The organism is Bradyrhizobium zhengyangense, from assembly GCF_022012555.1.
Taxonomy (GTDB): Bacteria; Pseudomonadota; Alphaproteobacteria; order Rhizobiales; family Xanthobacteraceae; genus Bradyrhizobium; species Bradyrhizobium zhengyangense.
On record NZ_JAKLTZ010000003.1, the window covers coordinates 375,496 to 398,707 of the forward strand.

Sequence of the window (23,212 nt, forward strand, 5' to 3'; positions counted from 1 at the left end):
TCTGGCCCGGAGCGCCCGTACCGGTTACCGGGAGCAGCAGGGCCGGGGTGGATCCCAGCACCGTATTTAAGGTTGCTTAACCGCCTGCATTCTAGAGTTTCGAGAGGTTTCTGACGGCATTACAGCAACGTTCCCGATTGCGCATGTGGGGCGGTCCCATGTCGTGGACGGCGCGATGCGCTCTCAACGTGCTCGGGCGCGCCTTGCCTGTCGACTGCAAGAGGAGGTCCCGTTGCGTGCGCTCCCAATGAACGAGATTGAGCGGGCACTGGCGGCGCACCCGGACGTGGCGGACGCCGTCATGAGCGTCGAGGAGAGCCACGATGGCCGCCAGTTCAAGGTCGCTTTCGCGGCCATTCATCCCGATCGTCTGAGCGCCGGCAAGGCGAAGCGCCTTCAGGCCGAGACGGATCGCAGAGTGACGCAATGGCGTCGGGCTTTCGACCAAGTGTATCGCCACAGCCCTGACAGTGTCGCGCCGTCATTCGTGGGCTGGACCAGCAACTTCACCAATAAGCCCATTCCCGAAGCCGAAATGATCGATTGGCTGGATTGCACGATCGAGCGCATTCGGGCTCTCGGTGCGAGACGGATATTGGAGGTCGGGTGCGGGGTTGGATTGCTCGTCGAAAGGCTCGCGCCCGGGTGTGAGGTCTATTGCGGGACCGATCTCTCGCCAGTGGCGGTTCACCGATTGCGCGCCTTTGCGCAGTCGAAGGCCGAGCTTCGGCATGTCGAATTTCTCGAGCGGGAGGCCACGGATCTCGGCGGCTTGTCGCCACAATCGTTCGACGCGGTGGTGATCAACTCGGTCGTGCAGTACTTCCCCGGCATCGAATATCTGCACACGGTGCTGGAAGAGGCCGTCAAGCTGGTGGCTCCCGACGGTCATATTTTCGTCGGCGACGTTCGCAACCTCGAGCTCTTGCCGGTCTTCCACCGTGAGGTTCAATCCACAAAAGCGTCGGCGGGCGCCACGCCTGCGTCGCTCGAGCGCAAGATCCTGCTGTCGATTGCCCAGGAGCGCGAGCTGGTTATCGACCCCCAGTATTTTAGAGCGATCTCCGAATCCATTCCGCAGATTTCGGCTGCCGAAATCCAGCTCAAGCGCGGATCGAGCTATGAGCTGACCCGGTATCGGTACGATGCGGTGCTGCGTGTCGATCCCGAGGCTGTTTCTGCGCGCGGCATGAGCCGGGGCCTCGCGCCGCAAACGGAACCCTGGATCAGCGAGGGGAGGCCGTTGGCGACCGACCCGATGGCTGCCGCGTTCCTCCAGCAACTCGGCATGGAGCTCAGCGAGGCGTTGCGGGGGCAATTCTCCGAGGAGCAATTGCCCGCGGCCGTGATTGCACTGAGCCAGCGCGATTTTGCCGACATGATGCCGGCGCCGTCGATCGTGCCTGATGATCCCGCCCACCAGGAGCAGGTCGAGGCCTAAGATGACGGCTCATAATCTGGCGCTGCATTTTGAACAGGTCGTCGCGTCCTCGCCGGACGCCGTCGCCCTGCTCTGCGAAGGCGAGAGCTTCACCTTTTCGGAGCTCAACAGTTCCGCAAACCGGCTGGCGCGATGGCTGACCTCGCAAGGCGTCGACAGGGGCGCGGTGGTCTGTCTCGAGTTGCCGAAGATGGCCGAAGCCTATGCTCTCGCCATGGCTTGCATCAAGATCGGAGCGCCGTATGCGTTCCTTGATCCGGCTGCCCCCGCGGAACGCGCCCGGCTGATGCTGGAGCGATGCCGCCCGGCGCTGATTGTCAGTGTGCGCGAGGGATTTGGCGCGCGGGCAGTGATTGGCGATGCCGACGCCCGCGCGGCCTTGCGTGATGCCGTGTCGCGCCTTGACGATTCGAACCTGCCGCAAACCGCTTTGATCACCGGGGTTGATCCGGCCTACGTGATGTTCACGTCGGGCTCGACGGGCGAGCCGAAGGGCGTGGTCATCCCGCATCAGGGCGTGCTTCACCTGATCGCGTGGGCGAAGCACGATCTTGGCATTGGATCCGGCGATCGGTTGACGAATGTCAATCCGATCTACTTCGATAATTCAGTCTTCGACATCTATGCCGGATTGCTGAACGGGGCCGCGATCGTTGCGCTCGACGCGCTGAAGGGGCGGCCTCCCGCCGAGCTGGTGTCGGAGATCACGAAGCATCAGTGCACGTTCTTCTTCGCCGTTCCGACACTCTTCATGTTCCTGGACTCCATGCACCTGTTGAGTCCCGATTGGCTGCCGAGCGTCAGCCGGTTCATGTTCGGCGGCGAGGGATTTCCGCTGGCGCGACTTCGCCGGTTCTATAACGCGTTCGCCGGCAAGGCGAAGTTGATCAATTGCTATGGCCCGACCGAAACAAGCTGCATCTGCAGCGGTTTCGAGATCGTCGAATCCACCTTCGACACCGTCGAGGGGTTGGCTCCCTTGGGGAAGCTCAATCCCAATTTCAGCTACCGGATTCTGGACGACGACATGAAACCCGTTCCCGCGGGCACGGCGGGCGAGCTGTGGCTGGGAGGTCCGGGCGTTGCGCTCGGCTATATCAACAATCCGCAAGAGACCGCTCGTCGCTTCCGTCAGGATCCATTGATTGAGGGCTACCGATCGATCCTTTATCGCAGCGGTGATCTGGTCGAGGCCGAAGCTGGCACTGGTGTGCTCCGCTTTCGTGGCCGTGCCGACAATCAGGTCAAGCTTCGGGGATACCGGGTCGAGCTCGAGGAGATCGATCACGCGCTGGTCGCATGCAAGGGGGTCACGCGTGCGCTGGCCGTCGTGCTTCACGATGCCGGAGGCGCAAGCCGGCTACTGGCCGCCTATGCGGGTGCGAAAATGACGGAGAGCGAGTTGCGCCAGCACTGCGCCGCGCATCTTCCCGCCTACATGGTGCCGAGCCGGTTCATCTGGCTCGAAGACATTCCCGTCAACGCCAATGGCAAGGCGGACAGGCGCTCGGTGGCATCGCTGCTCGGTGAAGCTGTCGCAAGGGCCTCGTAGATGCCAAAGCCCGCAGCGTCCACACGCGTTGTCCGATGAGCGTCGAGAGCCAGCCCTATGATGGTGCGGCGACGGGTTTGCTCGCGAAGCCGCCGTGGCGGCTGATCCCTCAAATCGATCGTGACCCGACGCTCGTGGCGGGTGTGCAGGAGGCTCGCGGCCGCGTGTTGCTTTTCTGCGCGGTCGGGCTGCTGGCGTTGCTGTTCTGGCAGATCAATATCGACTTCTCGGCCGCGGGTCTGGCGCTGGCCTGCGCCTACGTGGGGCGATATCGGCGCGTCCTGATCTTTCTGGCGACCTTGCTCCTGCTTTGCAGCAACGGCTTCCTGGTCGACCGCGCGTCTCTTGCCCGGATGGCAATCGACGAAGGCGTTGCGGACCGGATCGATCAGCCGCTGCTTGACGCGGCCATGGTGGCCGTGACGTTTGCGCTGTTCTCGGGATTGCTGGCCATGCAAAGGGCGGGAGCCATCACGCTCCGCCGCCCGACGCTCAGCCTGCTACTCGCATTCCTGGCGCTTGTTGGCGTCACGCAGGCCAGTTTCATGGCCGGCACACCGCGCGTTCTGCTGTGGTCGTTCCTGATGACGTTTCAGTCGTATCTGTGGTTCCTTGCCTACGGTCTGATGGATTCGGTCAAGGATCGATCTCCGGTGTGGCAGCACCTGAGCGTTTTTCATCCCTTCTGGGGAGCGACGCTGACGCCGTTCGGCAAGGGACTGTCCTATCTCCGCCGCTTCGAGGCCAAGACGTCGGAGGAGCTCGCGGTCACGCAGCTCAAGGGCGTCAAGCTTGCGGCCTGGGTCCTGATCCTGGCGATCGGCAAGATCTGTATCGGCGAATTTGTCCACGGTCAGTTGCGGCTTCCGATGTTCGACGACAATTTGCTGCAATATCTCGCAGGTCATCCCCAGCCGCGCCTGGTGGGGTGGGCGAGCGTTGTGGTCTTCTTTGTCGACGATCTGCTGAGCATGACCGTGTTCGGCGGCACCATCGTCGCGACGGCGCGTCTCGCCGGTTTTCGGCTGTTGCGCAACACCTATCGTCCCCTGGAGTCGGCGACGCTGGCCGAGTTCTGGAACCGTTATTACTTCTACTACAAGGAGCTGCTGGTCGATCACTTCTTCTACCCGACCTTTGTTCGCTATTTCCGCGGCCATCGCCGGCTTCGCATGTTCTTCGCCACCTTTGCCGCGGCCTGTGTCGGCAATTTGCTGTTCCATTTCATCCGCGACATTCACTTCGTCGGCGAAATGGGGCTTTGGCGGGCCGTGATCGGCGAGCAATCCCACGCATTCTACACGTTCATCCTGGCCGTCAGCGTGGGGCTCTCGCAGATGCGTCGCGTACCGCAGCCGGCGCCGAAAGGATGGCTGCGCGGCCGTTTGCTGCCTTGCCTGTGGGTCTCCAGCTTCTTCTGTCTCATTCACATCTTTGATGCGCCGTTGGACCGTGAGCACTCGCTCTGGCAACGCGCCGAATTCCTGTTCTATCTCCTGGGAGTAACGACATGACCACGACAGCGCGCCCTGAAGTCAGATCGCGGATGCGGCACTACATCACGCAGCGCCTCATCATGAAGGGCGACAGTTCGCCGCTGAGTGACGACGATCTTCTGTTCACCAGCGGGCGTCTCGATTCACTCGACGCGGTCGAGCTGATCATGAGCATCGAGACCGATTACGGGATCAATTTCTCCGACATCGGTTTCGACCTGACGCGCCTGGACTCGATTTCGGCGATTGCCGGTCTGGTGCAGCAGCCGTCGGCCGAACCTGTCTGAAACCAGCCCGGAAGCAGGTCGGGTGCGTGGCACAGCATTATCCGCCGCGCCGCATCCGACGACCTACTGCACGTCCATCTGCAATCCTTCCTTCTGGATGATGCCGGCGAACTTCTTGGTCTCGGCGTCCACGAAGTCCGCAAATTGCTGCGGTGTGCCGTAGTCGGCGCGCGCACCCATGGCGGTAATCTGCTTCCTGATGTCGTCGCGCTCCAGCATCGCCTTGACCTGGAGATTGAGCGCGTCGAGCACGGGCGCAGGGACGCCCTTTGGCAGAAACACCGAGAACCACGACGACACGTCGAAATTCGCAAGCTCTGGTGCGCACTCCCGCATGGTCGGCAGGTTCGGTGCGAGCTCGCTGCGCTCGGTGGTGGTGACGCAGAGGCCGTTGAGCGTGCCGTTCTGCACCTGCGGCAGGCTCGGATAGAGATTGTCGAACAGGACCTGGATGTCGCCGGCGAGCGCGGCCTGGAGTGCGGGGCCTGCGCCGCGGAACGGGATGTGTGTCATCTTCAGCCCGGTGAGCTGGAGGAACCAGGCGCCGGTGAGGTGAGGGCTCTGGCCGACGCCTGACGAGGCGTAGCTGAGCTTGTCCGGATTGGCCTTCAGATAGGCGATCAGCTCGGCGACCGACTTGATGCCGGTCTTCGGATGCGCCGACACGATGTTGGGGATCCGGATCATGTTGGAGACGGGCTGGAGCTGGTCCGGCTTGTAGGTGAGGTTCTTGAAGATGCTGTAGGCGATCGCATTCGGACCGGGGTTGCCGATCAGAATGGTGTGGCCGTCGGCCTTGGAACGAACGACCTCGGCCGTCCCGATCGTGCCGCCGCCGCCCGAGCGGTTTTCCACGACTGCGGTCTGGCCCCAGGCGGATTGGAGATGAGCGGCGAGCAATCGGCCCATCACGTCGGTCGAGCCGCCGGCCGCAGCCGGCACAATGATACGGACGTTCTCGGTCGGCTTCCAATCGGCAAGGCTCGGTCGCGGCAGGATTGCTGCGGCCGTCAGGCCCGCGGCGCCGGCGAGTACCCGACGGCGGGACAACAATCTCGTCCGAAGCTTCTTAGGCACCTATCCTCTCCCTGCTTTTTGTTTTGCAGAGAGCGTAGGGAACCGGGCGCACAACGGCAAGTCGCGTGCAAGCGCAAGCGCCGCGCGAAGAGCGTCACGACGCCGCAGGCAGACGGTGTCAGCTCACGATCTCAGTTGAAGCTGAGCAGCTTGAACAGCGGCGCGAGATAGCTCATCTCCTGACCCGACGTCGGCGTGGTGCGACTGATGGAGTCGAAGATCTTGCCGTCCTGGAGGCCGTAATTCGCAAGCCGGCGTACGCGCCGGTTCTTGTCGAAATAGATCGCGATCACGCGCTGATCGACCACCTTCTGGTTCATGAAGGCGACCACGCGCTCCGAGCGCTGCGAGATGTAATAGAACACCTCGCCGTCCAGCGTCGCGACGGTGGAGGGCGTGCCCATCACGATCAGCACCTGGTCCTGGCTCGCGCCGATCGGAATCTGCTCGAGCGCGCCGGGCGGCAGGATGTAGCCCTTCTGGAATTGTTCGCCGGTGCAGCCCGCGAGGGCGCCGCCGACCAGAGCCACGGCCACGAGCATGCGCCAGCGTGCATGAAGGCCGCGCCGCCGAGTTGCGCGCAGGCTGGTCTGGTTCGTTATCGTCATAGCGGAACTGATTCCGTCCCCTTGCGTCGCGCGAGGCGCTGAAGTACCGGGCGGAGGCTCTGAATGCAACTCGCGCGCGCCCGCTTGCGGAAACCACAATGCTTTGGCCGTTCAATCACTTCAGGAAACCCCGGCTAGCCCCGGCCGGCACCATTGAAGCCATCTATGGCATGATCGTGACGCAGGCGCGAGAACCCATATTTTACCGGGACTTGGGCGTGCCTGATACGGTTAACGGCCGTTTCGACCTGTTGTTGCTGCACCTCTGGCTGTTGCTGCGGCGGCTGCGGACTGTCGTCCAGGGCGGTGCGGAGCTGTCGCAGGCCCTGTTTGATCGCTTTTGCGAGGACATGGACGACAATCTGCGCGAGATGGGCGTGGGCGACCAGACCGTCCCGAAGCGGATGCGGGCGTTCGGCGAGGCTTTTTACGGCCGCGTCCAGGCTTACGACCAGGCGATCGCGGCGGGCACGGAGGCGCTGGCGCAAGCGATCTGCAAGAATATCTTGAATGGCTCAGGGCTGGATCAGGCGAGGCGGCTCGCCGCCTATGCGGAGGTGGCTGATGCCGATCTCGGCCAGGCCGGCGATTCCGCCCTGTTGCAAGGCTCTTTCAGGTTTCCCGCGCCGCTTCGGGAGGATGAGACGTCATGAACCGATCGATGACCGGGTCCGGACCGGATCCCTGGCGTTCACCCGTAACGGTGGCGCAAATTCCCGATACGGGGCTTCACCGTGAGCTCGAAGCCTCGGCGGCCGAGCGTCGGGCCATGGCCGATCTCGCCGGCCTGCGCGACATTCTGTCGGCCCATGCCGATTTCGACGTCGAGCCGAAGAGCGGCGGCCGGGTCCAGGTCACTGGCCGGGTCCGGGCTAGGGTCGGCCAGACCTGCGTGGTCACGCTCGATCCGATCGAGAGCGAAATCGACGAGGAGGTCGATCTGACTTTTGCGCCTGAGGCCGAGACGCGGCGGCTGGAGGACCTGATCGAGCAAGGGCAGGACGACGACGGGGAGCCGTCGGAGGTCGCCGATCCGCCCGAGGCCATCGTCAACGGGATCATCGACCTCGGCCGGATTGCGACCGACGCGCTGTTCCTGGCGATCGATCCTTATCCCCGCAAGCCGGGTGTCGTGTTCGAGACTGAAGTCACTGCTCTCGATCCCGAGGACCATCCGTTCGCGGCGCTCAAGGCGCTCCAGGACAACCAGCAGGGCAAGAAGAAAGGCAAATAGCTGGGCATTCCCCCGTAAGACCGCTGTCCCGCGTGGCGTGAGGTCCTTACTGGACCGGTTTGAAAGGCCGGCTCATCCGTTTGATTATTATGATATTTCTATAAATCTGAGCGCCGGCCAGCAGGTCGCCCTTAGTCCAAAAGGCTGGGGGCAAGAGGTTGTTTCGGGATAACAAAACGCTATTGTCGCGCCCCGGTCCGGGTGCGGCGTGGCGCTTGGCCGGTCGCCATGTCCATGGCGAACCCATTTTGCGGCCCGCTCGTTCAGGACCGCACCAGACCAGGTTTCCGGGACTTTTATGCCAAGCAAGGTTCGCATCGCGCTGGACGCCATGGGGGGCGACGACGGCGCTGCCGTGGTCATTCCAGGCGCAGCCATTTCCCTCGCGAGGCATCGGGACACTGAATTCCTGCTGGTTGGGGACCGCGCCAGGATCGAGCCCGAGCTCGATCGGCATCCCCAGCTCAAGGCCGTATCGAGGATTATCCATACCGACGTCGCCGTCAGCGGCTCGGACAAGCCGAGCCAGGCCCTGCGACGCGGCCGCAAGACCTCCTCGATGTGGCTCGCCATCGACGCGGTGAAGAAGGGGGAGGCCGATGTCGCGGTCTCCGCCGGCAACACCGGCGCGCTGATGGCGATGGCCCGGTTCCATCTGCGCACCCTGCCTGGCATCGATCGCCCGGCCATTTCAGCGATATGGCCGACCACGCGCGGCCAGTCAGTGGTGCTCGATCTCGGCGCCACGATCGGGGGCGATGCGCGCCATCTGGTGGCGCTCGCGGTGATGGGCGCAGCCATGGTGAGCGTGGTGTTCGACAAGAAGCGCCCCACGGTCGGCCTGCTCAACATCGGGACCGAGGAGATCAAGGGGCACGAGGAGATCCGCGAGGCCGCCGAGATGCTGCGCGCGATGAACCTGCCGGAACTCGAATATATCGGCTTTGTCGAAGGCGACGGCATCGGCAAGGGGATGGCCGATGTAATCGTGACCGAGGGCTACAGCGGCAACATCGCGCTCAAGGCCGCCGAGGGAACCGCGCGCCAGATGGCGGAATTACTTCGTCACGAGATCCAGCGGAGCTGGCTCTCCAAGATCGGCTATGTGTTTGCCCGCAATGCCTTCCAGGCCCTGCGCGACAAGATGGACCCGAACAAGTCGAACGGTGGGGTTCTGCTCGGGCTGAACGGGATTGTGGTCAAGAGCCACGGCGGAATCAACGCCGAAGGCTTTGCCTATGCGATCGATGTTGGCTATGAGATGGCTCACTACGATCTCCTGAATAAGATCAATCAGATGCTCAACCGCGAGGGTAGTGCACTCAATTCCGTGCAGACCGCGCAGGAGGCTGTTTCGTGACTCAAATTCGTTCGGTCGTGCTCGGCTGCGGCTCTTATCTGCCGGAGCAGGTGGTGACCAACGCCCAGTTGGCGGCGCGTATCGACACGTCCGACGAATGGATCGTCCAGCGCACCGGCATTCGCGAACGGCACATTGCGGCCGAGGGCGAATTCACCTCCCATCTGGCGATCAAGGCGGCGCAGGCCGCGCTTGCCGATGCCGGCGTGGATGCGCAATCGATCGAGCTGATCGTACTCGCGACCTCGACGCCCGATAACACCTTCCCTGCAACGGCGGTCGCCGTGCAGCACGGGCTCGGCATCAACCATGGTGCGGCGTTCGATCTGCAGGCCGTGTGCTCGGGCTTCGTGTTCGCGCTGGCCACCGCCGACAATTTCCTGCGCACCGGCGCCTTCAAGCGCGCGCTGGTGATCGGCGCCGAGACGTTCTCGCGCATCCTCGACTGGAACGATCGCGGCACCTGCGTGCTGTTCGGCGACGGCGCGGGCGCCGTTGTGCTGGAGGCACAGGAGCAGCCGGGCAAGGCTGCCACCGACCGCGGCGTGGTGACGACGCATCTGCGCTCTGACGGCCGGCACAAGGCAAAACTGTTCGTCGACGGCGGGCCGTCCTCGACCCAGACGGTCGGTCACCTCCGCATGGAGGGCCGCGAGGTCTTCAAGCATGCGGTCGGCATGATTACCGACGTGATCGTCGACGCCTTCCAGGCGACCGGGCTCAATGCCGACAGCATCGACTGGTTCGTGCCGCACCAGGCCAACAAGCGAATCATCGACGCCTCCGCGCACAAGCTCCATATCGCGCCGGAGAAGGTGGTGCTGACGGTGGACCGCCACGGCAACACCTCGGCGGCCTCTATCCCGCTGGCGCTGTCGGTGGCGCGCAAGGACGGCCGCATCAAGCGCGGCGACATGGTTCTGCTGGAGGCCATGGGCGGCGGCTTCACCTGGGGCTCGGCGCTGGTGCGCTGGTAAAGCCACATCAGATAAAATTTTGCCGGAATCTGCGCCGATATCGATGCGTCTGCATTGATGAACGGTGTTGACCGCCGTAACGTAAGTTCATAATTTCAGACAACAATTGTTCGCCGTGATGTGGGGCAGGGCGATGACCGATCAAAGTAAAACCGTAACGCGTGTGGATCTCTGCGAGGCCGTCTACCAGAAGGTGGGCCTGTCGCGGACGGAATCGTCTGCGTTCGTGGAACTCGTGCTGAAGGAAATCACCGATTGCCTTGAGAAGGGCGAGACGGTGAAGCTGTCCTCGTTCGGCTCCTTCATGGTCCGCAAGAAGGGCCAGCGCATCGGCCGCAATCCGAAGACCGGCACCGAGGTGCCGATCTCGCCGCGCCGGGTGATGGTGTTCAAGCCGTCGGCGATCCTGAAGCAGCGGATCAACGCCCAGCACCGCACCAATGGCGATGCCAGCAAGACTCAACCCGAGGCGTAACCGCCATTCGGAAAGGACGGGCATTTGGACAAGGCGCCGGATGCGTTCCGAACCATCAGCGAAGTAGCGCAGGAACTCGACATTCCGCAGCACGTGCTGCGGTTCTGGGAGACCCGCTTCTCCCAGATCAAGCCGATGAAGCGCAGCGGCGGACGCCGCTATTACCGCCCTGACGATGTCGACCTGCTCAAGGGCATCCGCCGCCTGCTCTACGGCGAGGGCTACACCATCCGCGGGGTGCAGCGGATCCTGAAGGAGCACGGCGTCAAATCGGTGCAGGGCTTGGCCGACGGTGCAGCCGCGGTCTCGTTCGGGGCGATCGAGGACGCCATCGGCGCGAGCCTGATGGAGCCCGACGACGAGCCGCCCATCAAGGGCATCACGGATGCCGACGATGACGACTACCAGGGCGACGAGGAGGAAGGCATCGACTTCCGCTTCACGGAGGTCGACGACGAGGAAATCCTCACCACTTTCCGCAAGGGCGGCACATCAGCCGCGCCGGCCGGCCCCAGCGCGCTGGACCGGGAACGGCTGGGACGGGTGCTCGCCGATCTGGTCGCCTGCCGGGAAATGCTGGATCAGGCGCTGAAGGACGGTTGACCGCGCTTTACCTCAGCTTTGCGGTCAGTTCCGGAGCTTTGAGCGAAGACACCAAAATGGTGTGGCTCTCCTTGCGCATCGCTCCGATCCTAGCTAATGGAACGACGTTCGGAGCGTGGCGCAGCCCGGTTAGCGCACTAGTCTGGGAGACTAGGGGTCGGAGGTTCAAATCCTCTCGCTCCGACCATTTTCTTCAGAGAATGGCCAAGTGCTTGCGCGATCGCGGGATCGGCAAGCGATCGGCTGTCCTTCAAGCAATCCGTTGTTGGTAGCTGGCGGTCAGCACCCGCCGCGCGGACAGGACTGGTCCGCAGGAGGCTTGCCACGAGCCCAGGTCGGGACGGCGAAGGCAAGTTGATACTGTCCCATCGTGTCCACGAGGGAGGCTTGCGCGCTTTGGAGGCGTTTGGTCAGCCCGCCGACGTTGAGGTCCAGCGTTGCGTCGATGGCCAAAAGCGACATCGAGACGCACGCAACGGTCCCTGCGATGGCGATCGCCTTCCATTCTGGTGACTGAATCATCTGACTTTGTCAGGTAATTACCTTCCGTGCAGGATTCAACCCCGGCATAGCTTGGCGCACGCTTTCTTGAATTGCGGCAGTTAGGTAACGAGGTGAGGCGTGTCGCTCTGGTCGCCCGCGAATCGATCGCGGCCTTGATTCGATGACGTCCAGCGACGACCTGGTTCAGGAACGAATGCTAGGCGGATGGCCGCAGATATCCCACCACCATCCGCGTCGTCTCATCCACCAGCGTCCGCACGATCTTGTCCGGCAGCGTCTCGGCCTGGTGCAGCACCGTGTTGTGCGCGACGGCTTCGATGGCGCTGACGCAGATGAAGGTGGCGATGTCGAGGTCGATCCTGCGCATCTCCTTGCGACGGCTGTCGAGATAGGCGCGCACGAGCGCGTGGACCTCGCGGTTGAAGGCTTCGACGTCGAGCTTGCCCGCGCGCGGGATCTGCTCGGCGAGCACGCGATGCAGTTTGGGGTTGATGCGGTGCGCGTCGATCGCGACGGTGACGAGGCGACGCACGGCTTTCTCGATCGGCATGTCGGCAACCTCGAGGAGCGTTGCACGGACGATCGCCATGATCTCCTCGTTGTGACGATCGATCACGGCCGCGACGAGCGCCTCCTTGCTTGGGAAATATTGATACAGCGAGCCGACGCTGACGCCGGCGGCCTCGGCGATCCGGTTGGTGCTCGTCTTCTCGAAACCGTCCTTGACCAGAATGCGAGCAGTCGCCTCGACCAGCGCGTCGACGGTGGCGCGGGATCGCTGCTGCGAGGCGCTTTTTCGGGGTTTTGTCGGCGCTTTGTGGGCCACGGCCTTGTGATCCGAATGCGAGTTGGAAAAGCGAGCGAATGCTCGCATTATAACGGCAAGTGGCGGCGGGTCAGCAAGCCTCTCTGTCGCCGCGTCGGACGAGCCAGATGGGGATGTGGCCATGAGCGTTGCCAGGATCGTATCGGCCTTGCAGTTTTGCCCTGAGGGTTGCGTGTTCAGTCCGCGCGCCCGGCGCGATCCCGCGCCGAGCCTGCAGAGCCGGCTGTTCAACTTGCTGCTGCGGCAGCTTCCCTACAAGCAGCAGCTCGCCTCCGCGGAAGCCGTGCAGGCACGTGTGCAGAAACTCGCGCTGGAGCCTGCATCATTCGAGCCGACGGGTTTGGGGCGCGGCGTCGAGGCGATGCTGACCAAGATGGGCGGCTGGCCGGTCTATTACACCGCGCCGTCGTCGGGCCATGAGGGCTGCAACTTCGTCATGTTCCTGCATGGTGGCGGCTACATCAACGAGATCGTGCCGGCGCATTGGCGCTTTGTCGGCCAGATGACACGCGAAGCGGGCGTCGTCTGCGTCGTGCCGATCTACCCGTTGGCGCCGCGCGCCACTGCGAAGGATGTCGTGCCTGCGACGGCCGAGCTGTTGCGGATGCTGCTGGAGGATGCGGGGCAGGCAAAGGTCACGGTGGTCGGCAATTCGGCCGGCGCGGGTCTTGCGCTTGCGGCGTGCCAATGGCTGCGCGATCGCGGTCACCGCCAGCCGAACCGGCTGGTGCTGATCTCGCCTGGAGCCGACGCGTCTGTCAGCCGCCCCGAGCAAGCGGAGATCGCCGTGCGCGATCCGATCCAGGACATTCCCGGCATCATCGAGGCCGGGCGGCTCTATGCCGGCGAGCTCGATGTCGGCCACCCCTTCGTCAGCCCGCTCAACGGCGCGTTCAGAGAGCTGGCGCCGATGACGATCTTTTCGGGCACACGCGATCTGCTCTACCCTGACAGCGTCGATCTCGCCGCGCGAGCACGATCAGCTGGTGTGCCGGTCGAGTTGCATCTGTGGCGGAACCAGCCTCACAATTACGCGCTGATGCCGACGCCGGAGGGCCGGCGGGCGCGTGCGATGATTTTGGGTGCGGTAGTTTAAGAGGGAGCGTGACTGGTGTCACGCTGCGCGCTGCCTCGCGCGAGACTTTGGTGCTGCGAGACCTTGGCGCCGGTCGTGCCGCGCGGAGGGACGGTGCGGCCCCCGGGGCGTCTCCTCGGTATCGGTAGTTTTGCGGGGCCTTAGGCGTGCCCCTTGATCTCGTAGTGACCCGGCACGCACTTGTAGCGCTCGAGGCGCCAATTGACGTGATAGATCGGATGCTCGTCCATCCATTTTGCGAGCGGGGCCTGTGCACCGACTGCACATGCCATCATCGACATGTCGGGCGTCATGTTGCTGTCGGTCACGATTTCCTCGACGCAGCTGCCCGAGGCAGCAGCGCCAAGCCGGCAGAGCACGGCAACGACGGTTATGAACATTCCAGTCACCTCATCGGTAGTTTCGACCACGAGGAGGATGCAAGCCGAGTGCCACAGCCTGTGTCGGAAACGACACGCCGGCCGGGCCTGCTCGCCCCAGTGCCCCATTTGACGATTCGGATTGTAAAAAAATTGCTCCTGAACCGAAGCCGGACAAATACGGGAACCGCAGGGGAATCGATCCGTAGGAATGCTGGATTTCAGGGGCAGCTTCGCGCCGCCAGCGCTTCTCAGGTCTCGCGCAGCCGATAGGCTTCTCGTGGACACCCGCCGAGAGAGCGGGCCGCCACGAGGGTTTTGGAAACGCGAGGGCAGACCATGAAGGCACGACCGACCGGCGTGATCCCGCCGATGACGACACCGTTTCGGAGAGACGGCGAGATCGACTACAAGCTCGTTGCGCCCCAGGTCGACTGGATGATCGGTGCTGGTGCACATGGGGTCGCGGCCGGTGGTTCGACCGGCGAGGGTCACACGCTCGACCACGAGGAATATCGCGACCTGATCGACGCGACGGTCGAGGCGGTGAACGGACGCATTCCGGTCATTGCCGGCATCATCGTCGATTCCACGCGCGATGCGATCCGCCGCGGCAAGCTGGTGCGCGACATGAATGTCGCGGCCCTGCAGGTGACGCCGGTGCATTATCTGTTCAAGCCGGATGACGAGGCGATGGTGGCGCATTTTCGCGCCATGGCTGAAGAAACCGGCATGCCCATCATCATCTACAATGTTGTGCCGTGGTCATACCTGTCGCCGGCGCTGCTGACGCGGATCATGACCGAAGTGCCGCTGGTGGTCGGCGTCAAGCAGAGCGCGGGCGATTTAAAACTGTTCGCGGACCTCATGATGATGGCGCCGGACAAGCTGATCTACAGCGCGGTCGATGCGCTGATGTATCCGTCCTACACGCTCGGCGCCCACGGCTCGATCGCCGCGATCCTGACCGCTGCGCCGCATGCTTCCGTGGCGCTGTGGAATGCCGTGAAGGCGGGCGACCATCCGCGCGCGCTCGAGCTGCACAAGAAGCTGCTGACACTGTGGAACGCGATCATTGCCGACAATCTGCCGGCCTGCACGCGTTACGCGCAGACGCTGCAGGGCCTGCCCAGAACCTATCCGCGTGCGCCAATGCCGGAGGCTTCACCCGCGCAGCAGGCGGCGACCCGCAAGGCGCTGGATGCGCTCGGCGCGCTGGACGGGCCGCAGATCGAGGCAGCCGAATAGTCCGCACGCCGAAATAACTGATGTCGAGACACAGCGCCGATCCGCTTTTACCTGCGGATGCGGCGCTGCTACATTTTGCGCGCGTCGCATGCGCGGCGCGCCAACGACGAAGAAACAGTCCGACAAGGGGAGGTGCCGAAAGTCCCATGAAGGAATTTGCTGGAAAGATCGCAGTCATCACCGGTGGCGGCACGGGCATGGGGCGGGAGCTCGCGCGGCAGCTCGTGGCCGAGGGCTGCAACGTCGCGATGTGCGACGTGTCGGAAGCCGCGATGGCCGAGACCAAGCGGCTGTGCGAGGTCGAGAAGCTTCCGCAGGGCCTGCGCGTGACCACCCATGTCGCCGACGTCTCGATCGAAGATCATCTCAAGCGTTTTCGCGACGAGCTCGCCGAGCAGCAGAAGACGGACAAGATCCATCTGCTGTTCAACAATGCCGGCATCGGCGGCGGCGGCAGCCTGTTCACCAACACGCGCGAGCAGTGGGAACGCACCTTCAACATCTGCTGGGGCGGCGTCTATCTCGGCGTCCGCACCTTCCTGCCGATGCTGGTTGCGGCGGACGAAGCCCACATCGTCAATACCGCCAGCGTCAACGGCTTCTGGGCCTCGATCGGCATGGGCCAGGCGCACACCGCCTACAGCTCGGCGAAATTTGCGGTGAAGGGATTCACCGAAGCGCTGATCAACGATCTCCGCCTGCACGCCCCGCATGTCAAATGCTCGGTGGTGATGCCCGGCCATATCGGCACCTCGATCGTCTCCAATTCGCGCAAGGTGCAGAGCGGCGACGGTTCGGAGCGTCTCAACGCCGACGAGGTCGCGCTGACCCGCAAACGCATGGTCGCGGCCGGTGTGCCAGATGCTGACAAAATGTCGGACGAGGACATCCAGGCGGTGTTCACCGAGCGCGCCCGCAGCTTCCTCGAGGATGCACCGACGACCGCTGCGCAGGCTGCCAAGATCATCCTGGATGGCGTCAAGGCAGAGCGGTGGCGCATACTTGTGGGGGATGACGCAAAGCGTCTCGACGAGCGTGTCCGCGCGACGCCCGAGCAGGCCTATGACCGCGCGTTCTACGAAAGCTTTACCCAGGAGGTCGGCTGGCGGCTTGGCTGACGCGCTTTGGCGGAGGCGGTCGATAACGGCGCGCGTAGGTAGGCATGATCATCGTCATCGCAAGGGGTAGGCAACACATTTTACTCGGGATTTGTGGCCGCCCCTTGCTTATCTTGATGACCTTATGACGCAACGGAATGTGACTCATGCAATGATATTCCCGCGTTCAAGCGATGGTGATCTTGTTCGGGTCCCATTCGGCCTGCCGCAGCTTGGTCGGTGAACTAAAATAGTTTAGTGAATCAGGGGTAATGCCACGATAGAGCGCCGCTCCGATGATACCCGCATGCCTCTCCGACGATTTCATCCTCTGCCCGGAGAGAGAGGATATCTCCGCTGAGTTCACCCGGTTGCTGACCGCGGCACAAGAGGGCGGCGCCACCATCGCCGAATGCCTGATGATCGCGCGGCAGCTCAAGCGCGGCGACGAACAGTCCTGGCATCGCGAGTGGAAGAAGCTGGCCCAGGCCAACAGGCACCGTGCCGAGGCGGCCTTCGCGGAAGGCCACATGGTCACCGCGCAGCGCAATTGGCTGCGCGCGATGAACTATTACGGCGCGGCTGCGATGCCGCTCGATCCCGCCGACGAGCGCCGCTGGGTCGCGGTGCTCGCGATGCAGGAATGCGCTCGCCGTTTCCTCACGGCGCGCGGGCCTGCCGGCGAAGTCGTGACAATCCCGTGGGTCGAAGGGCATTCGTTGCAGGGCTATTTCCTACCCGCGCCTGCGGCGAGCGGTCGCGCACCGACCGTGATCTGCATCGGCGAGCCCGGGCATCGCAAGGAAGAATTCCTGGTCAAGCTGGCGCCGCATGCACGCGAGCGCGGCTTCTCGATGCTGGCGCTCGATCTGCTGGGCGACGAGCGCGACGATTACATGGACGTGCTGCTGCAGCGTCGAGATATCGAGAGCTCGATTGCCAGCGTCATGGATTACCTGGAGCTGCGCAGCGATGTCGATTTCGATCGCGTTGCGATCGTGGCCGACGGGTGGGGCTCATCCTTCGTCGCGCGCGCCGTGTTGCAGGAGCCGCGGTTTGCTGCCGCCGTTTGCGATGGCGGTCTCTGGGATCTGCACGAGCGGTCGTTCTTTGCCAGCCGTTTCGCCATGAGAGACCTCAGCATCGTCCCGGTGCCGCATGCGCCGCTGATGGCTTCAAGCGCGGAATGCCCGGTGCTGATCACGCTGGGCGAGGACGGTTGGCTCGAGGCCGACCGGGCGCAACAGATCGTGCAGAAATCCCGGCTCGGCAGCTCGGACATCGTGCTGAAAGTGTTCACCGCAGCGGAGACCGGCGCGGCACAGGCGCATGCCGACAATCCGAGCCTTGCGAACGAATACATCTTCGACTGGCTCGAATCCCAGCTCGGCGCCACCGGCAAGCGTATCTGAGCGCGGCCTTCGAGCCGAGAATCGCCTCAGAAGTCCAGGGAGATTCTGACGCAGGCCTTCTCGAGCCGGCTCTTCAGCGTCGCGAGCTTGGCGGTGAATTCCGTCAGCTCGTTCTCGTCGAACTCCTGGAAGACGAATTCGCGAATCGTCTTGTACTGCTCGTTGAGGCTCGCGATGTGCTTCTGCGTTTTCTCGACCAGCGACAGCCGCACCACGCGGGCGTCGGTCGGTGAGGGGCGGCGGCGCAAGAGACCCTTCTTCTCCAGCAGCTTGGACTGGGTGGTGACGAAGGACGGGTCGACGTGAAGCAGCTTGGACACCACGTTGACGGGCACGCCATCGTCCTTGTCGAGATCGGAAATCGCCATCAGGATCAGCCATTGCGGTCCGCTGATGCCGAGCGTCCTGGCCCAGAACTGACGCAGCTCCTCCAGGTACATGTTGATCGAGGATATCTCCCAGGTGAATCGCCTGATGATATCGAGATTGCCGGCGGAGCGGAGGCGCGCCCCTTCTTTCCTCGTCGCTGACACAGCGTCACTCCCGCAAGCTGATTCATTCTCGCCAGTTTTCGCGGCGGGCATAGTCCACGCAAGTCTGCCCTGACGCAAGTGCAGAGCAGGGTAATTGTGTCACGGAAATTACAAATATGAGCGGGTCAGCATTTTCGCCCATCTCCGGTGTTGCGCCGCAGACACAGGGATAGTGAAACAACAAAGCTGATCTAATAAACTATTTTGATTAACGGAATGGTGCAGGCATATTGATCCGTGACGGTGGGGGGTTCTCGATCGTCCCGTTGCAGGTGGTTCGCTCACGTCCCTCGCGTCTCAAGCAGGTGCGTCCGAAAGCGCGAAGCGGCCGAGCGGATTTGATGAAGAGACGGGGATCTGGGGGGCCTTGCGGTCCGGTCTCCGTAAAATGAGCAACTTGGAGGTTTTAAATGAAAGTGGTGAAGAGCCTTTTGCTCGGCACTGCGGCGGGTTTGATCGCCGTCGGTGGAGCTCAGGCGGCTGATCTTCCGGTCAAGGCCAAGGCGGTCGAATACGTGAAGATCTGCTCGCTGTACGGTGCGGGTTTCTACTACATGCCGGGCACCGACACCTGCATCAAGTTCGGTGGTTACGTCCGCGCTGACGCGATTCTCGGCGGCGCCGGCGACTACGGCTTCAATAACAGCACGAGCTCTGCGAACGGTGGGTCGAACAACCGCCTGACCAACTACTACTACAGCCGCGCTCGTTTGGACCTCAACGTCGATACCCGCACTGCGACCGAATACGGCGTTGTGCGGACCTATGCCGACATGGTCTTCACCTATGATACGTCCAACGTCACCGGCAGCAACCCGTCGGCGATCTCGAGCAGCTCGGCTTCGCTCGGTCTCTACCACGCGTTCATCCAGTTCGCCGGCTTTACCTTCGGCCGCACGGTCTCGATCTTCGACGCCCCGTGGCAGAGCTATCCGGCTGGCGGTCCCGACAGCATTCCTGGCGGCTCCAACCACGTCAACGGCGTGAACCAGGTTGCCTATACGGCTGACTTCGGCCAGGGCATCACCGGTTCGCTCGCGTTGGAAGACGAAACGTCGGCGTCGAACGGCCAGTCGAATCTCTGGAACGTATCGTCCGGCACGGCCGCCCAGTTCGTGACCGGTGTCTATGGTGCCAACTCTTGGGGTGGAACACGTTCACCCGACATCATTGGTGCGGTCCGCGTTGATCAGGCTTGGGGTCTGGCCCAGCTGTCGGTTGTCGGCCATGACATCCATGCCGGCTATTACGGCGCGACGGAACCCAGCGGTCATCCCGGCGACAAGTGGGGCTGGGCTGTGCAGGGCTCGTTGTCGATCAAGAACATCCCGACCGGTGCGGGCGACTCCATCAACCTGCAGGCCGTCTATACCGACGGTGCGACACGCTACAACTTCCAGAGCCTGTTCCCGCAGAGCTTCTTCATGTTCGGCGGCAGCAGCTCGGCGTATCAGAGCATCGGCTTCGCCGGTCTTGCAGACGGCGTCTTCGGAACCGGTACCAGCATCGATACCGTCAAGACCTGGGGCGTCCGCGGTGGGTACACCCACAACTGGAGCCCGAACTGGGCGAGCGCCATTTACGGTGGCTATGCTTCGGCGAGCTATGGCTCGACCGGCAAGACCCTGATCTGCGCCAACTTCGCGACGATCGCCGTAGCCGGTGCAACCTGTAACCCGGACTTCAACTTCAGCGTTCTCGGCGTCAACACCGTGTGGACTCCGGTCAAGAACCTGGCGTTCACGGCTGACGTGAGCTGGTCGCGTCTGGATCAGAAGTACGCCGGCTCGATCACTGCTCCGGCGATCGCAACCGCTGCCAAGCCGGCTGCGGTGTATGAGCTGAAGGACCAGAACTCGGTCACGATGATGCTGCGCGCCCAGCGCAACTTCTGATCATCGATCGCGTCAGTTCGATCAGAGCCTCGGCGGGCAACCGCCGGGGCTTTTTTCTTGATCAATGCTGATTTTGTAAATCAGAAATCTCCTCCGCGGGCGACGAAGACGAGCTATGCGATTCGATCGCCCACCAATTTTATTTACTTACCTGAGTTGGTCAGCTATATAGGGTTCAGCCGATTTCGAAAGTCACGGCTCTTAGCTTCACGCTAAGCCTCCAGAAACCTCCGGTAGTGCCCTGCCGGAGGTTTTTCGTTGTGGGGAGAAGGCACACGCCTTATCAGCGCATGACGCGCGCGCGGGAGTTCGGCCGATAGGCGATGCGGCTGTGGCCGGTGCAATAGGGCTGGCCGTCGTTCGCGGAATTGCCGCAGAAGCAAAAGTCCTCCGCGCCGGGCGTCGAGATCGGCCAGCGGCAGCGAGTCTCGTCGAGCTCCATCAGTGAGCAGCGGTTGGTGTCGTCGATCGGCCCAGTCACGGGTGCCGCGTCCGCTTCGCCGTAGATCGTGGCGAGCATTTCAAATTGCAGCCGGGGCACCGCTTTTGGCGCGCGTGGGGCGGAAGCCCTGTCCTGCAGCCTGCGCTCGTCGACCGAGCGGCCACGTGTAAGATTGAGGCGCGACAGCTTGCCGATGACGGCGTTGCGGCTGACGCCGATGTCGGCGGCGATCTCGCGGCAGGACAGGCCGGCCTCGAAGTGTTGCTTCAGCAGTTCAATTCGTTCGTTGGTCCAGGTCGGAGAGAGTACAGGCATTTGTAACGGTCCCAGGTTGCGACATCTGGCCATCAGTCGCTCGAGCTCCGTCCGCTTCACGCTCGTCGCCCGCTCACGTCCTGCCATTGTCGCGAATCGACAAAAGTCCGTCCTTGATGGCGAGACGGATGCCTTCCTCGATCAATGTCCGTGCGACGCCGGGAACGCTGGTGCCGTGGGTGCCCTGTCTCACCAGCTTTTCCAGATAGGTGATGGTCGAGAGCGCCAAAGTTACGGGAATGCGGTCAGTCTCGGCTTTTTCGGTGGCCATGGCCCGAACGCTAGCCTCTTACTCAGGTACATAAAAGTAACGATTAAGACTCTATTTAGGTTCAGGGGTAGAAGTCAAATCCGGGCTTTATCGGTGGCACAGCGCGTTGGAATCGCTCGGAAAAGTTGACGCGCGCCGGCGCGCCGCGCGGATTGCGGGCGGCGCGTGGCGTCAGCGGGGCAGGAGGTTCGTCCGGACTCAGCCGTGCACGATGGCCTTTTCGATCATGCAATGGATGCCCTTGGAGCCGTTGACGGTCTGGGTCACTCGCAGATCGGCCGCGAGGCTGCACAGCGTATAGGCGTCTTCGCGGGAGAGGTTTCGCGTTTCGCCGAGCAGCGCGATCATGTCGCGCAGCGCTCGTATCGCGCATTGGTCGAGGTCGGGGTCCATCGCCATGGTCATGTAGTGCGTCGGCGTCTCCGCGCGCGGATAGGAGAACCGCAAATCCTTGCGCAGCGTCAGGCGGAAGAGGCCCGAGAGCGCGGTCTCGATTGCGGTGACGCAGACCTCGCCGTCGCCCTGCACGCCATGGCCGTCGCCGCAGGAGAACATCGCGCCGGGGACGAACGCTGGCAGATAGAGCGTCGCGCCGGCGCCGAGCTCCTTGTTGTCGAGGTTGCCGCCCATGGCGCGCGGGACGAGCGAGGAGATGCGGCCCCAGGCAGGGGGCGGCGACACGCCCATCACGCCGAAAAACGGCTTCAGGGGCAGGTCGAGGCCCCAAGGCATGCGGCCGACCATCCGCTCCCGGTCCAGCGGGATGTTGAGAAGTCGCGTCTCGTGGAAATCGTCGGGCAGGGTGCCGGCTAGCGGCTTGATCAGATTCCAGCCCCAATCCTGCCGAAGCTGGACGTCGAGGATATCGACCTGGAGGACGTCGCCGGGTTCGGCACCGTCCACGGCGATCGGCCCGGTGAGGATGTGACCTGGCACCATCCGATCGGATTTCGCATGCACCTCGGACATCTCGGGCGGAACGTGAAACCGGCTGCGGTCAGGGACCACTTCAGGCCCGCCGCTGATGGTGTCGACCGTGACTTCGTCTCCACTTGCGACGGTGAGGACAGGCTTGAGCCTGGCTTCGAAGAAGCCCCAATGGCAGGTTTCGGCGCTCGCATACAGGTGGTGATGGGTCATTCGCGGTGTCCAGTCGTTTTCATCCGAAAGCGCTCGAGAACTTGCAATGCCCGGGCTTGACCCGGCAATCGATCCTCTTCCAAGAAGATTTCTGAAGATAAGCGGGCGGGTCAAGCCCACGTGTCACAGCTACGATCATTTCAGCGAGGTTTCTCCTGTTCTTCGTTCTTTCCAAGACGCTTGGCGCCGCGGTGCTGCCGCTCAATCTTCTGGTCGAGCTCGGGATCATCTCGGTCGTGCTGATGGCAACGCGCTTTGCCGGGATCGGCCGGAAGCTGGCCGCGACCACGCTGGTCCTGCTCGCGCTCGCCGCATTTTCGCCGCTCGGCAATCTCTTGCTCTATCCGCTGGAATCGCGCTTTCCGCCGTGGGATCCGTCGCGCGGCGCGCCCGACGGCATCATCGTGCTGGGCGGCTCCGTCGATACCGATCTGTCGGCGGCGCACCACACGCCGGTGGTCTTGCATGCGGCCGATCGCCTGTTGGCGCCGGCCGAGCTTGCCCGCCGTTATCCGAATGCGCGTATCGTCTTCACAGGAGGCTCAGCCAACCTGATCTCGACCCACGCCAGAGAGGCCGACTATTCGGTCCCGATTCTGGAAAGCATCGGCATCCCAAAAGAGCGCCTCGTCGTGGAACGGGACTCGCGCAACACTTACGAGAACGCGGTCTTCACGAAGCGTCTGGTGGCACCGAAGCCGGGCGAGCGCTGGCTGCTCATCACCTCGGCCTACCACATGCCGCGTTCGATGGGCATTTTCCGCAAGGCTGGCTTTGACGTCGAAGCCTATCCGGTCGACTGGCGGATGGGCGGGCGCGACGAGCTGTTTTCCTTCACCAATATCAGCGCGGACGGTCTCGGCCGCACCGATGTGGCAGTGCGCGAGTGGATCGGCCTTCTGGCTTACCGCATCATGGGCAGGACCAGCGAGTTGCTTCCGGGACCTGGCAAGGACTAGAACAG

At 63.1% G+C, this 23,212-nt stretch carries 24 protein-coding genes and 1 tRNA gene; 17 read left to right on the forward strand and 8 right to left on the reverse strand.

Annotated features, from left to right (window positions below; all coding sequences use genetic code 11):
- Window positions 1–163 precede the first annotated feature (163 nt).
- From L6639_RS12380 to L6639_RS12395, 4 genes are read left to right on the forward strand one after another with little or no spacing between them, the layout of a single operon-like run.
- On the forward strand, window positions 164–1,441 hold the full coding sequence (locus tag L6639_RS12380) for a class I SAM-dependent methyltransferase (protein WP_237861749.1): 1,278 nt from the start codon (window positions 164–166) through the stop codon (window positions 1,439–1,441).
- Between the two features lies 1 nt (window position 1,442).
- A complete protein-coding gene (locus tag L6639_RS12385; RefSeq protein WP_237861750.1) occupies window positions 1,443–2,993 on the forward strand; it encodes an amino acid adenylation domain-containing protein in 1,551 nt (516 codons plus the stop codon).
- Window positions 2,994–3,028: 35 nt separating this feature from the next.
- Window positions 3,029–4,507, forward strand: coding sequence for a hypothetical protein (locus L6639_RS12390; RefSeq protein ID WP_237861752.1), 1,479 nt, complete (start codon window positions 3,029–3,031; stop codon window positions 4,505–4,507).
- Window positions 4,504–4,776: an acyl carrier protein gene (locus tag L6639_RS12395; RefSeq protein ID WP_237861755.1), complete on the forward strand. Its 273-nt coding sequence runs from the start codon at window positions 4,504–4,506 to the stop codon at window positions 4,774–4,776. Before L6639_RS12390 ends, L6639_RS12395 begins: the two co-directional genes overlap by 4 nt.
- A 63-nt stretch (window positions 4,777–4,839) precedes the next feature.
- Here the strand turns inward: L6639_RS12395 and L6639_RS12400 are convergent, their stop codons facing one another.
- Both L6639_RS12400 and L6639_RS12405 read right to left on the reverse strand, forming a co-directional pair.
- Window positions 4,840–5,853, reverse strand: coding sequence for a Bug family tripartite tricarboxylate transporter substrate binding protein (locus L6639_RS12400; protein ID WP_237861757.1), 1,014 nt, complete (start codon window positions 5,851–5,853; stop codon window positions 4,840–4,842).
- Window positions 5,854–5,984: 131 nt separating this feature from the next.
- Window positions 5,985–6,461, reverse strand: coding sequence for an outer membrane protein assembly factor BamE (locus L6639_RS12405; RefSeq protein ID WP_237861759.1), 477 nt, complete (start codon window positions 6,459–6,461; stop codon window positions 5,985–5,987).
- A gap of 98 nt (window positions 6,462–6,559) precedes the next feature.
- Here L6639_RS12405 and L6639_RS12410 point away from each other — a divergent pair, with 98 nt between their 5' ends.
- From L6639_RS12410 to L6639_RS12440, 7 genes are all read left to right on the forward strand, one after another.
- Window positions 6,560–7,114 carry a ubiquinol-cytochrome C chaperone family protein gene (locus tag L6639_RS12410; protein WP_237861761.1) on the forward strand — a complete coding sequence of 185 codons (555 nt, stop codon included), beginning with the start codon at window positions 6,560–6,562 and terminating at the stop codon, window positions 7,112–7,114.
- On the forward strand, window positions 7,111–7,695 hold the full coding sequence (locus L6639_RS12415) for a YceD family protein (protein WP_237861763.1): 585 nt from the start codon (window positions 7,111–7,113) through the stop codon (window positions 7,693–7,695). The genes L6639_RS12410 and L6639_RS12415 overlap by 4 nt, the downstream gene beginning before the upstream one ends.
- A gap of 298 nt (window positions 7,696–7,993) precedes the next feature.
- The gene (plsX, locus tag L6639_RS12420; protein ID WP_237861765.1) at window positions 7,994–9,055 is read left to right on the forward strand and encodes a phosphate acyltransferase PlsX; all 1,062 of its coding nucleotides are present in this window, start codon (window positions 7,994–7,996) and stop codon (window positions 9,053–9,055) included.
- On the forward strand, window positions 9,052–10,032 hold the full coding sequence (locus L6639_RS12425; RefSeq protein WP_237861767.1) for a beta-ketoacyl-ACP synthase III: 981 nt from the start codon (window positions 9,052–9,054) through the stop codon (window positions 10,030–10,032). Before plsX ends, L6639_RS12425 begins: the two co-directional genes overlap by 4 nt.
- 133 nt (window positions 10,033–10,165) lie before the next feature.
- Window positions 10,166–10,507 carry an integration host factor subunit alpha gene (locus L6639_RS12430; RefSeq protein ID WP_237861769.1) on the forward strand — a complete coding sequence of 114 codons (342 nt, stop codon included), beginning with the start codon at window positions 10,166–10,168 and terminating at the stop codon, window positions 10,505–10,507.
- Between the two features lie 24 nt (window positions 10,508–10,531).
- On the forward strand, window positions 10,532–11,110 hold the full coding sequence (locus tag L6639_RS12435; RefSeq protein ID WP_237861771.1) for a MerR family transcriptional regulator: 579 nt from the start codon (window positions 10,532–10,534) through the stop codon (window positions 11,108–11,110).
- A gap of 109 nt (window positions 11,111–11,219) precedes the next feature.
- Window positions 11,220–11,297, forward strand: a tRNA-Pro gene (locus L6639_RS12440).
- A 513-nt stretch (window positions 11,298–11,810) separates the two neighbouring features.
- Here the strand turns inward: L6639_RS12440 and L6639_RS12445 are convergent.
- Complete coding sequence (locus L6639_RS12445; RefSeq protein WP_237861773.1) at window positions 11,811–12,440, reverse strand: TetR/AcrR family transcriptional regulator; 630 nt, start codon at window positions 12,438–12,440, stop codon at window positions 11,811–11,813.
- Between the two features lie 121 nt (window positions 12,441–12,561).
- On the opposite strand from L6639_RS12445, the gene L6639_RS12450 reads away from it, so the two are divergent.
- Window positions 12,562–13,536 (forward strand): alpha/beta fold hydrolase, encoded by a 975-nt coding sequence (locus tag L6639_RS12450; protein WP_237861775.1) that lies wholly within the window; start codon window positions 12,562–12,564, stop codon window positions 13,534–13,536.
- A 140-nt stretch (window positions 13,537–13,676) separates the two neighbouring features.
- Here L6639_RS12450 and L6639_RS12455 read toward each other — a convergent pair whose 3' ends face one another.
- A complete protein-coding gene (locus L6639_RS12455) occupies window positions 13,677–13,916 on the reverse strand; it encodes a hypothetical protein (RefSeq protein WP_237861777.1) in 240 nt (79 codons plus the stop codon).
- 318 nt (window positions 13,917–14,234) lie between these two features.
- On the opposite strand from L6639_RS12455, the gene L6639_RS12460 reads away from it, so the two are divergent.
- The 3 genes from L6639_RS12460 to L6639_RS12470 all read left to right on the forward strand — a co-directional run bounded on the left by L6639_RS12460 (window position 14,235) and on the right by L6639_RS12470 (window position 17,652).
- Window positions 14,235–15,143 (forward strand): dihydrodipicolinate synthase family protein, encoded by a 909-nt coding sequence (locus L6639_RS12460; protein WP_237861779.1) that lies wholly within the window; start codon window positions 14,235–14,237, stop codon window positions 15,141–15,143.
- A gap of 146 nt (window positions 15,144–15,289) precedes the next feature.
- Window positions 15,290–16,261, forward strand: coding sequence for an SDR family NAD(P)-dependent oxidoreductase (locus tag L6639_RS12465; RefSeq protein ID WP_237861781.1), 972 nt, complete (start codon window positions 15,290–15,292; stop codon window positions 16,259–16,261).
- A gap of 275 nt (window positions 16,262–16,536) precedes the next feature.
- The gene (locus L6639_RS12470) at window positions 16,537–17,652 is read left to right on the forward strand and encodes an alpha/beta hydrolase family protein (protein ID WP_237861783.1); all 1,116 of its coding nucleotides are present in this window, start codon (window positions 16,537–16,539) and stop codon (window positions 17,650–17,652) included.
- A gap of 26 nt (window positions 17,653–17,678) precedes the next feature.
- On the opposite strand, the gene L6639_RS12475 is transcribed toward L6639_RS12470, so the two are convergent.
- Complete coding sequence (locus L6639_RS12475) at window positions 17,679–18,185, reverse strand: MarR family winged helix-turn-helix transcriptional regulator (protein ID WP_237861786.1); 507 nt, start codon at window positions 18,183–18,185, stop codon at window positions 17,679–17,681.
- A gap of 410 nt (window positions 18,186–18,595) precedes the next feature.
- Between L6639_RS12475 and L6639_RS12480 the strand changes: the two genes are divergently transcribed.
- Window positions 18,596–20,080, forward strand: a complete 1,485-nt coding sequence (locus L6639_RS12480; RefSeq protein ID WP_237861787.1) for a porin — start codon at window positions 18,596–18,598, stop codon at window positions 20,078–20,080.
- Window positions 20,081–20,363: 283 nt separating this feature from the next.
- On the opposite strand, the gene L6639_RS12485 is transcribed toward L6639_RS12480, so the two are convergent.
- The 3 genes from L6639_RS12485 to L6639_RS12495 all read right to left on the reverse strand — a co-directional run bounded on the left by L6639_RS12485 (window position 20,364) and on the right by L6639_RS12495 (window position 22,248).
- The gene (locus L6639_RS12485; RefSeq protein WP_237862559.1) at window positions 20,364–20,837 is read right to left on the reverse strand and encodes a GcrA family cell cycle regulator; all 474 of its coding nucleotides are present in this window, start codon (window positions 20,835–20,837) and stop codon (window positions 20,364–20,366) included.
- Window positions 20,838–20,910: 73 nt separating this feature from the next.
- Window positions 20,911–21,108, reverse strand: coding sequence for a hypothetical protein (locus L6639_RS12490; RefSeq protein ID WP_007603456.1), 198 nt, complete (start codon window positions 21,106–21,108; stop codon window positions 20,911–20,913).
- A 198-nt stretch (window positions 21,109–21,306) separates the two neighbouring features.
- Entirely contained in the window at window positions 21,307–22,248 is a 942-nt protein-coding gene (locus L6639_RS12495) for an acetamidase/formamidase family protein (RefSeq protein ID WP_237861790.1), read from the reverse strand.
- A gap of 191 nt (window positions 22,249–22,439) precedes the next feature.
- On the opposite strand from L6639_RS12495, the gene L6639_RS12500 reads away from it, so the two are divergent.
- The gene (locus L6639_RS12500; protein ID WP_237861792.1) at window positions 22,440–23,207 is read left to right on the forward strand and encodes a YdcF family protein; all 768 of its coding nucleotides are present in this window, start codon (window positions 22,440–22,442) and stop codon (window positions 23,205–23,207) included.
- The last annotated feature ends 5 nt before the right edge of the window (window positions 23,208–23,212 follow it).

Excerpts from the sequence above, each read along its gene's own strand:
- L6639_RS12460 (WP_237861779.1), top strand. The coding sequence starts at position 14,235 with ATGAAGGCACGACCGACCGGCGTGATCCCGCCGATGACGACACCGTTT.
- L6639_RS12485 (WP_237862559.1), bottom strand. The coding sequence starts at position 20,837 with ATGCCTGTACTCTCTCCGACCTGGACCAACGAACGAATTGAACTGCTG.
- L6639_RS12385 (WP_237861750.1), top strand. The coding sequence starts at position 1,443 with ATGACGGCTCATAATCTGGCGCTGCATTTTGAACAGGTCGTCGCGTCC.
- L6639_RS12470 (WP_237861783.1), top strand. The coding sequence starts at position 16,537 with ATGATACCCGCATGCCTCTCCGACGATTTCATCCTCTGCCCGGAGAGA.
- L6639_RS12390 (WP_237861752.1), top strand. The coding sequence starts at position 3,029 with ATGAGCGTCGAGAGCCAGCCCTATGATGGTGCGGCGACGGGTTTGCTC.
- L6639_RS12465 (WP_237861781.1), top strand. The coding sequence starts at position 15,290 with ATGAAGGAATTTGCTGGAAAGATCGCAGTCATCACCGGTGGCGGCACG.
- L6639_RS12405 (WP_237861759.1), bottom strand. The coding sequence starts at position 6,461 with ATGACGATAACGAACCAGACCAGCCTGCGCGCAACTCGGCGGCGCGGC.
- L6639_RS12495 (WP_237861790.1), bottom strand. The coding sequence starts at position 22,248 with ATGACCCATCACCACCTGTATGCGAGCGCCGAAACCTGCCATTGGGGC.
- L6639_RS12410 (WP_237861761.1), top strand. The coding sequence starts at position 6,560 with ATGCTTTGGCCGTTCAATCACTTCAGGAAACCCCGGCTAGCCCCGGCC.
- L6639_RS12430 (WP_237861769.1), top strand. The coding sequence starts at position 10,166 with ATGACCGATCAAAGTAAAACCGTAACGCGTGTGGATCTCTGCGAGGCC.
- L6639_RS12455 (WP_237861777.1), bottom strand. The coding sequence starts at position 13,916 with ATGTTCATAACCGTCGTTGCCGTGCTCTGCCGGCTTGGCGCTGCTGCC.
- L6639_RS12395 (WP_237861755.1), top strand. The coding sequence starts at position 4,504 with ATGACCACGACAGCGCGCCCTGAAGTCAGATCGCGGATGCGGCACTAC.
- L6639_RS12480 (WP_237861787.1), top strand. The coding sequence starts at position 18,596 with ATGAAAGTGGTGAAGAGCCTTTTGCTCGGCACTGCGGCGGGTTTGATC.
- plsX (WP_237861765.1), top strand. The coding sequence starts at position 7,994 with ATGCCAAGCAAGGTTCGCATCGCGCTGGACGCCATGGGGGGCGACGAC.
- L6639_RS12490 (WP_007603456.1), bottom strand. The coding sequence starts at position 21,108 with ATGGCCACCGAAAAAGCCGAGACTGACCGCATTCCCGTAACTTTGGCG.
- L6639_RS12450 (WP_237861775.1), top strand. The coding sequence starts at position 12,562 with ATGAGCGTTGCCAGGATCGTATCGGCCTTGCAGTTTTGCCCTGAGGGT.
- L6639_RS12415 (WP_237861763.1), top strand. The coding sequence starts at position 7,111 with ATGAACCGATCGATGACCGGGTCCGGACCGGATCCCTGGCGTTCACCC.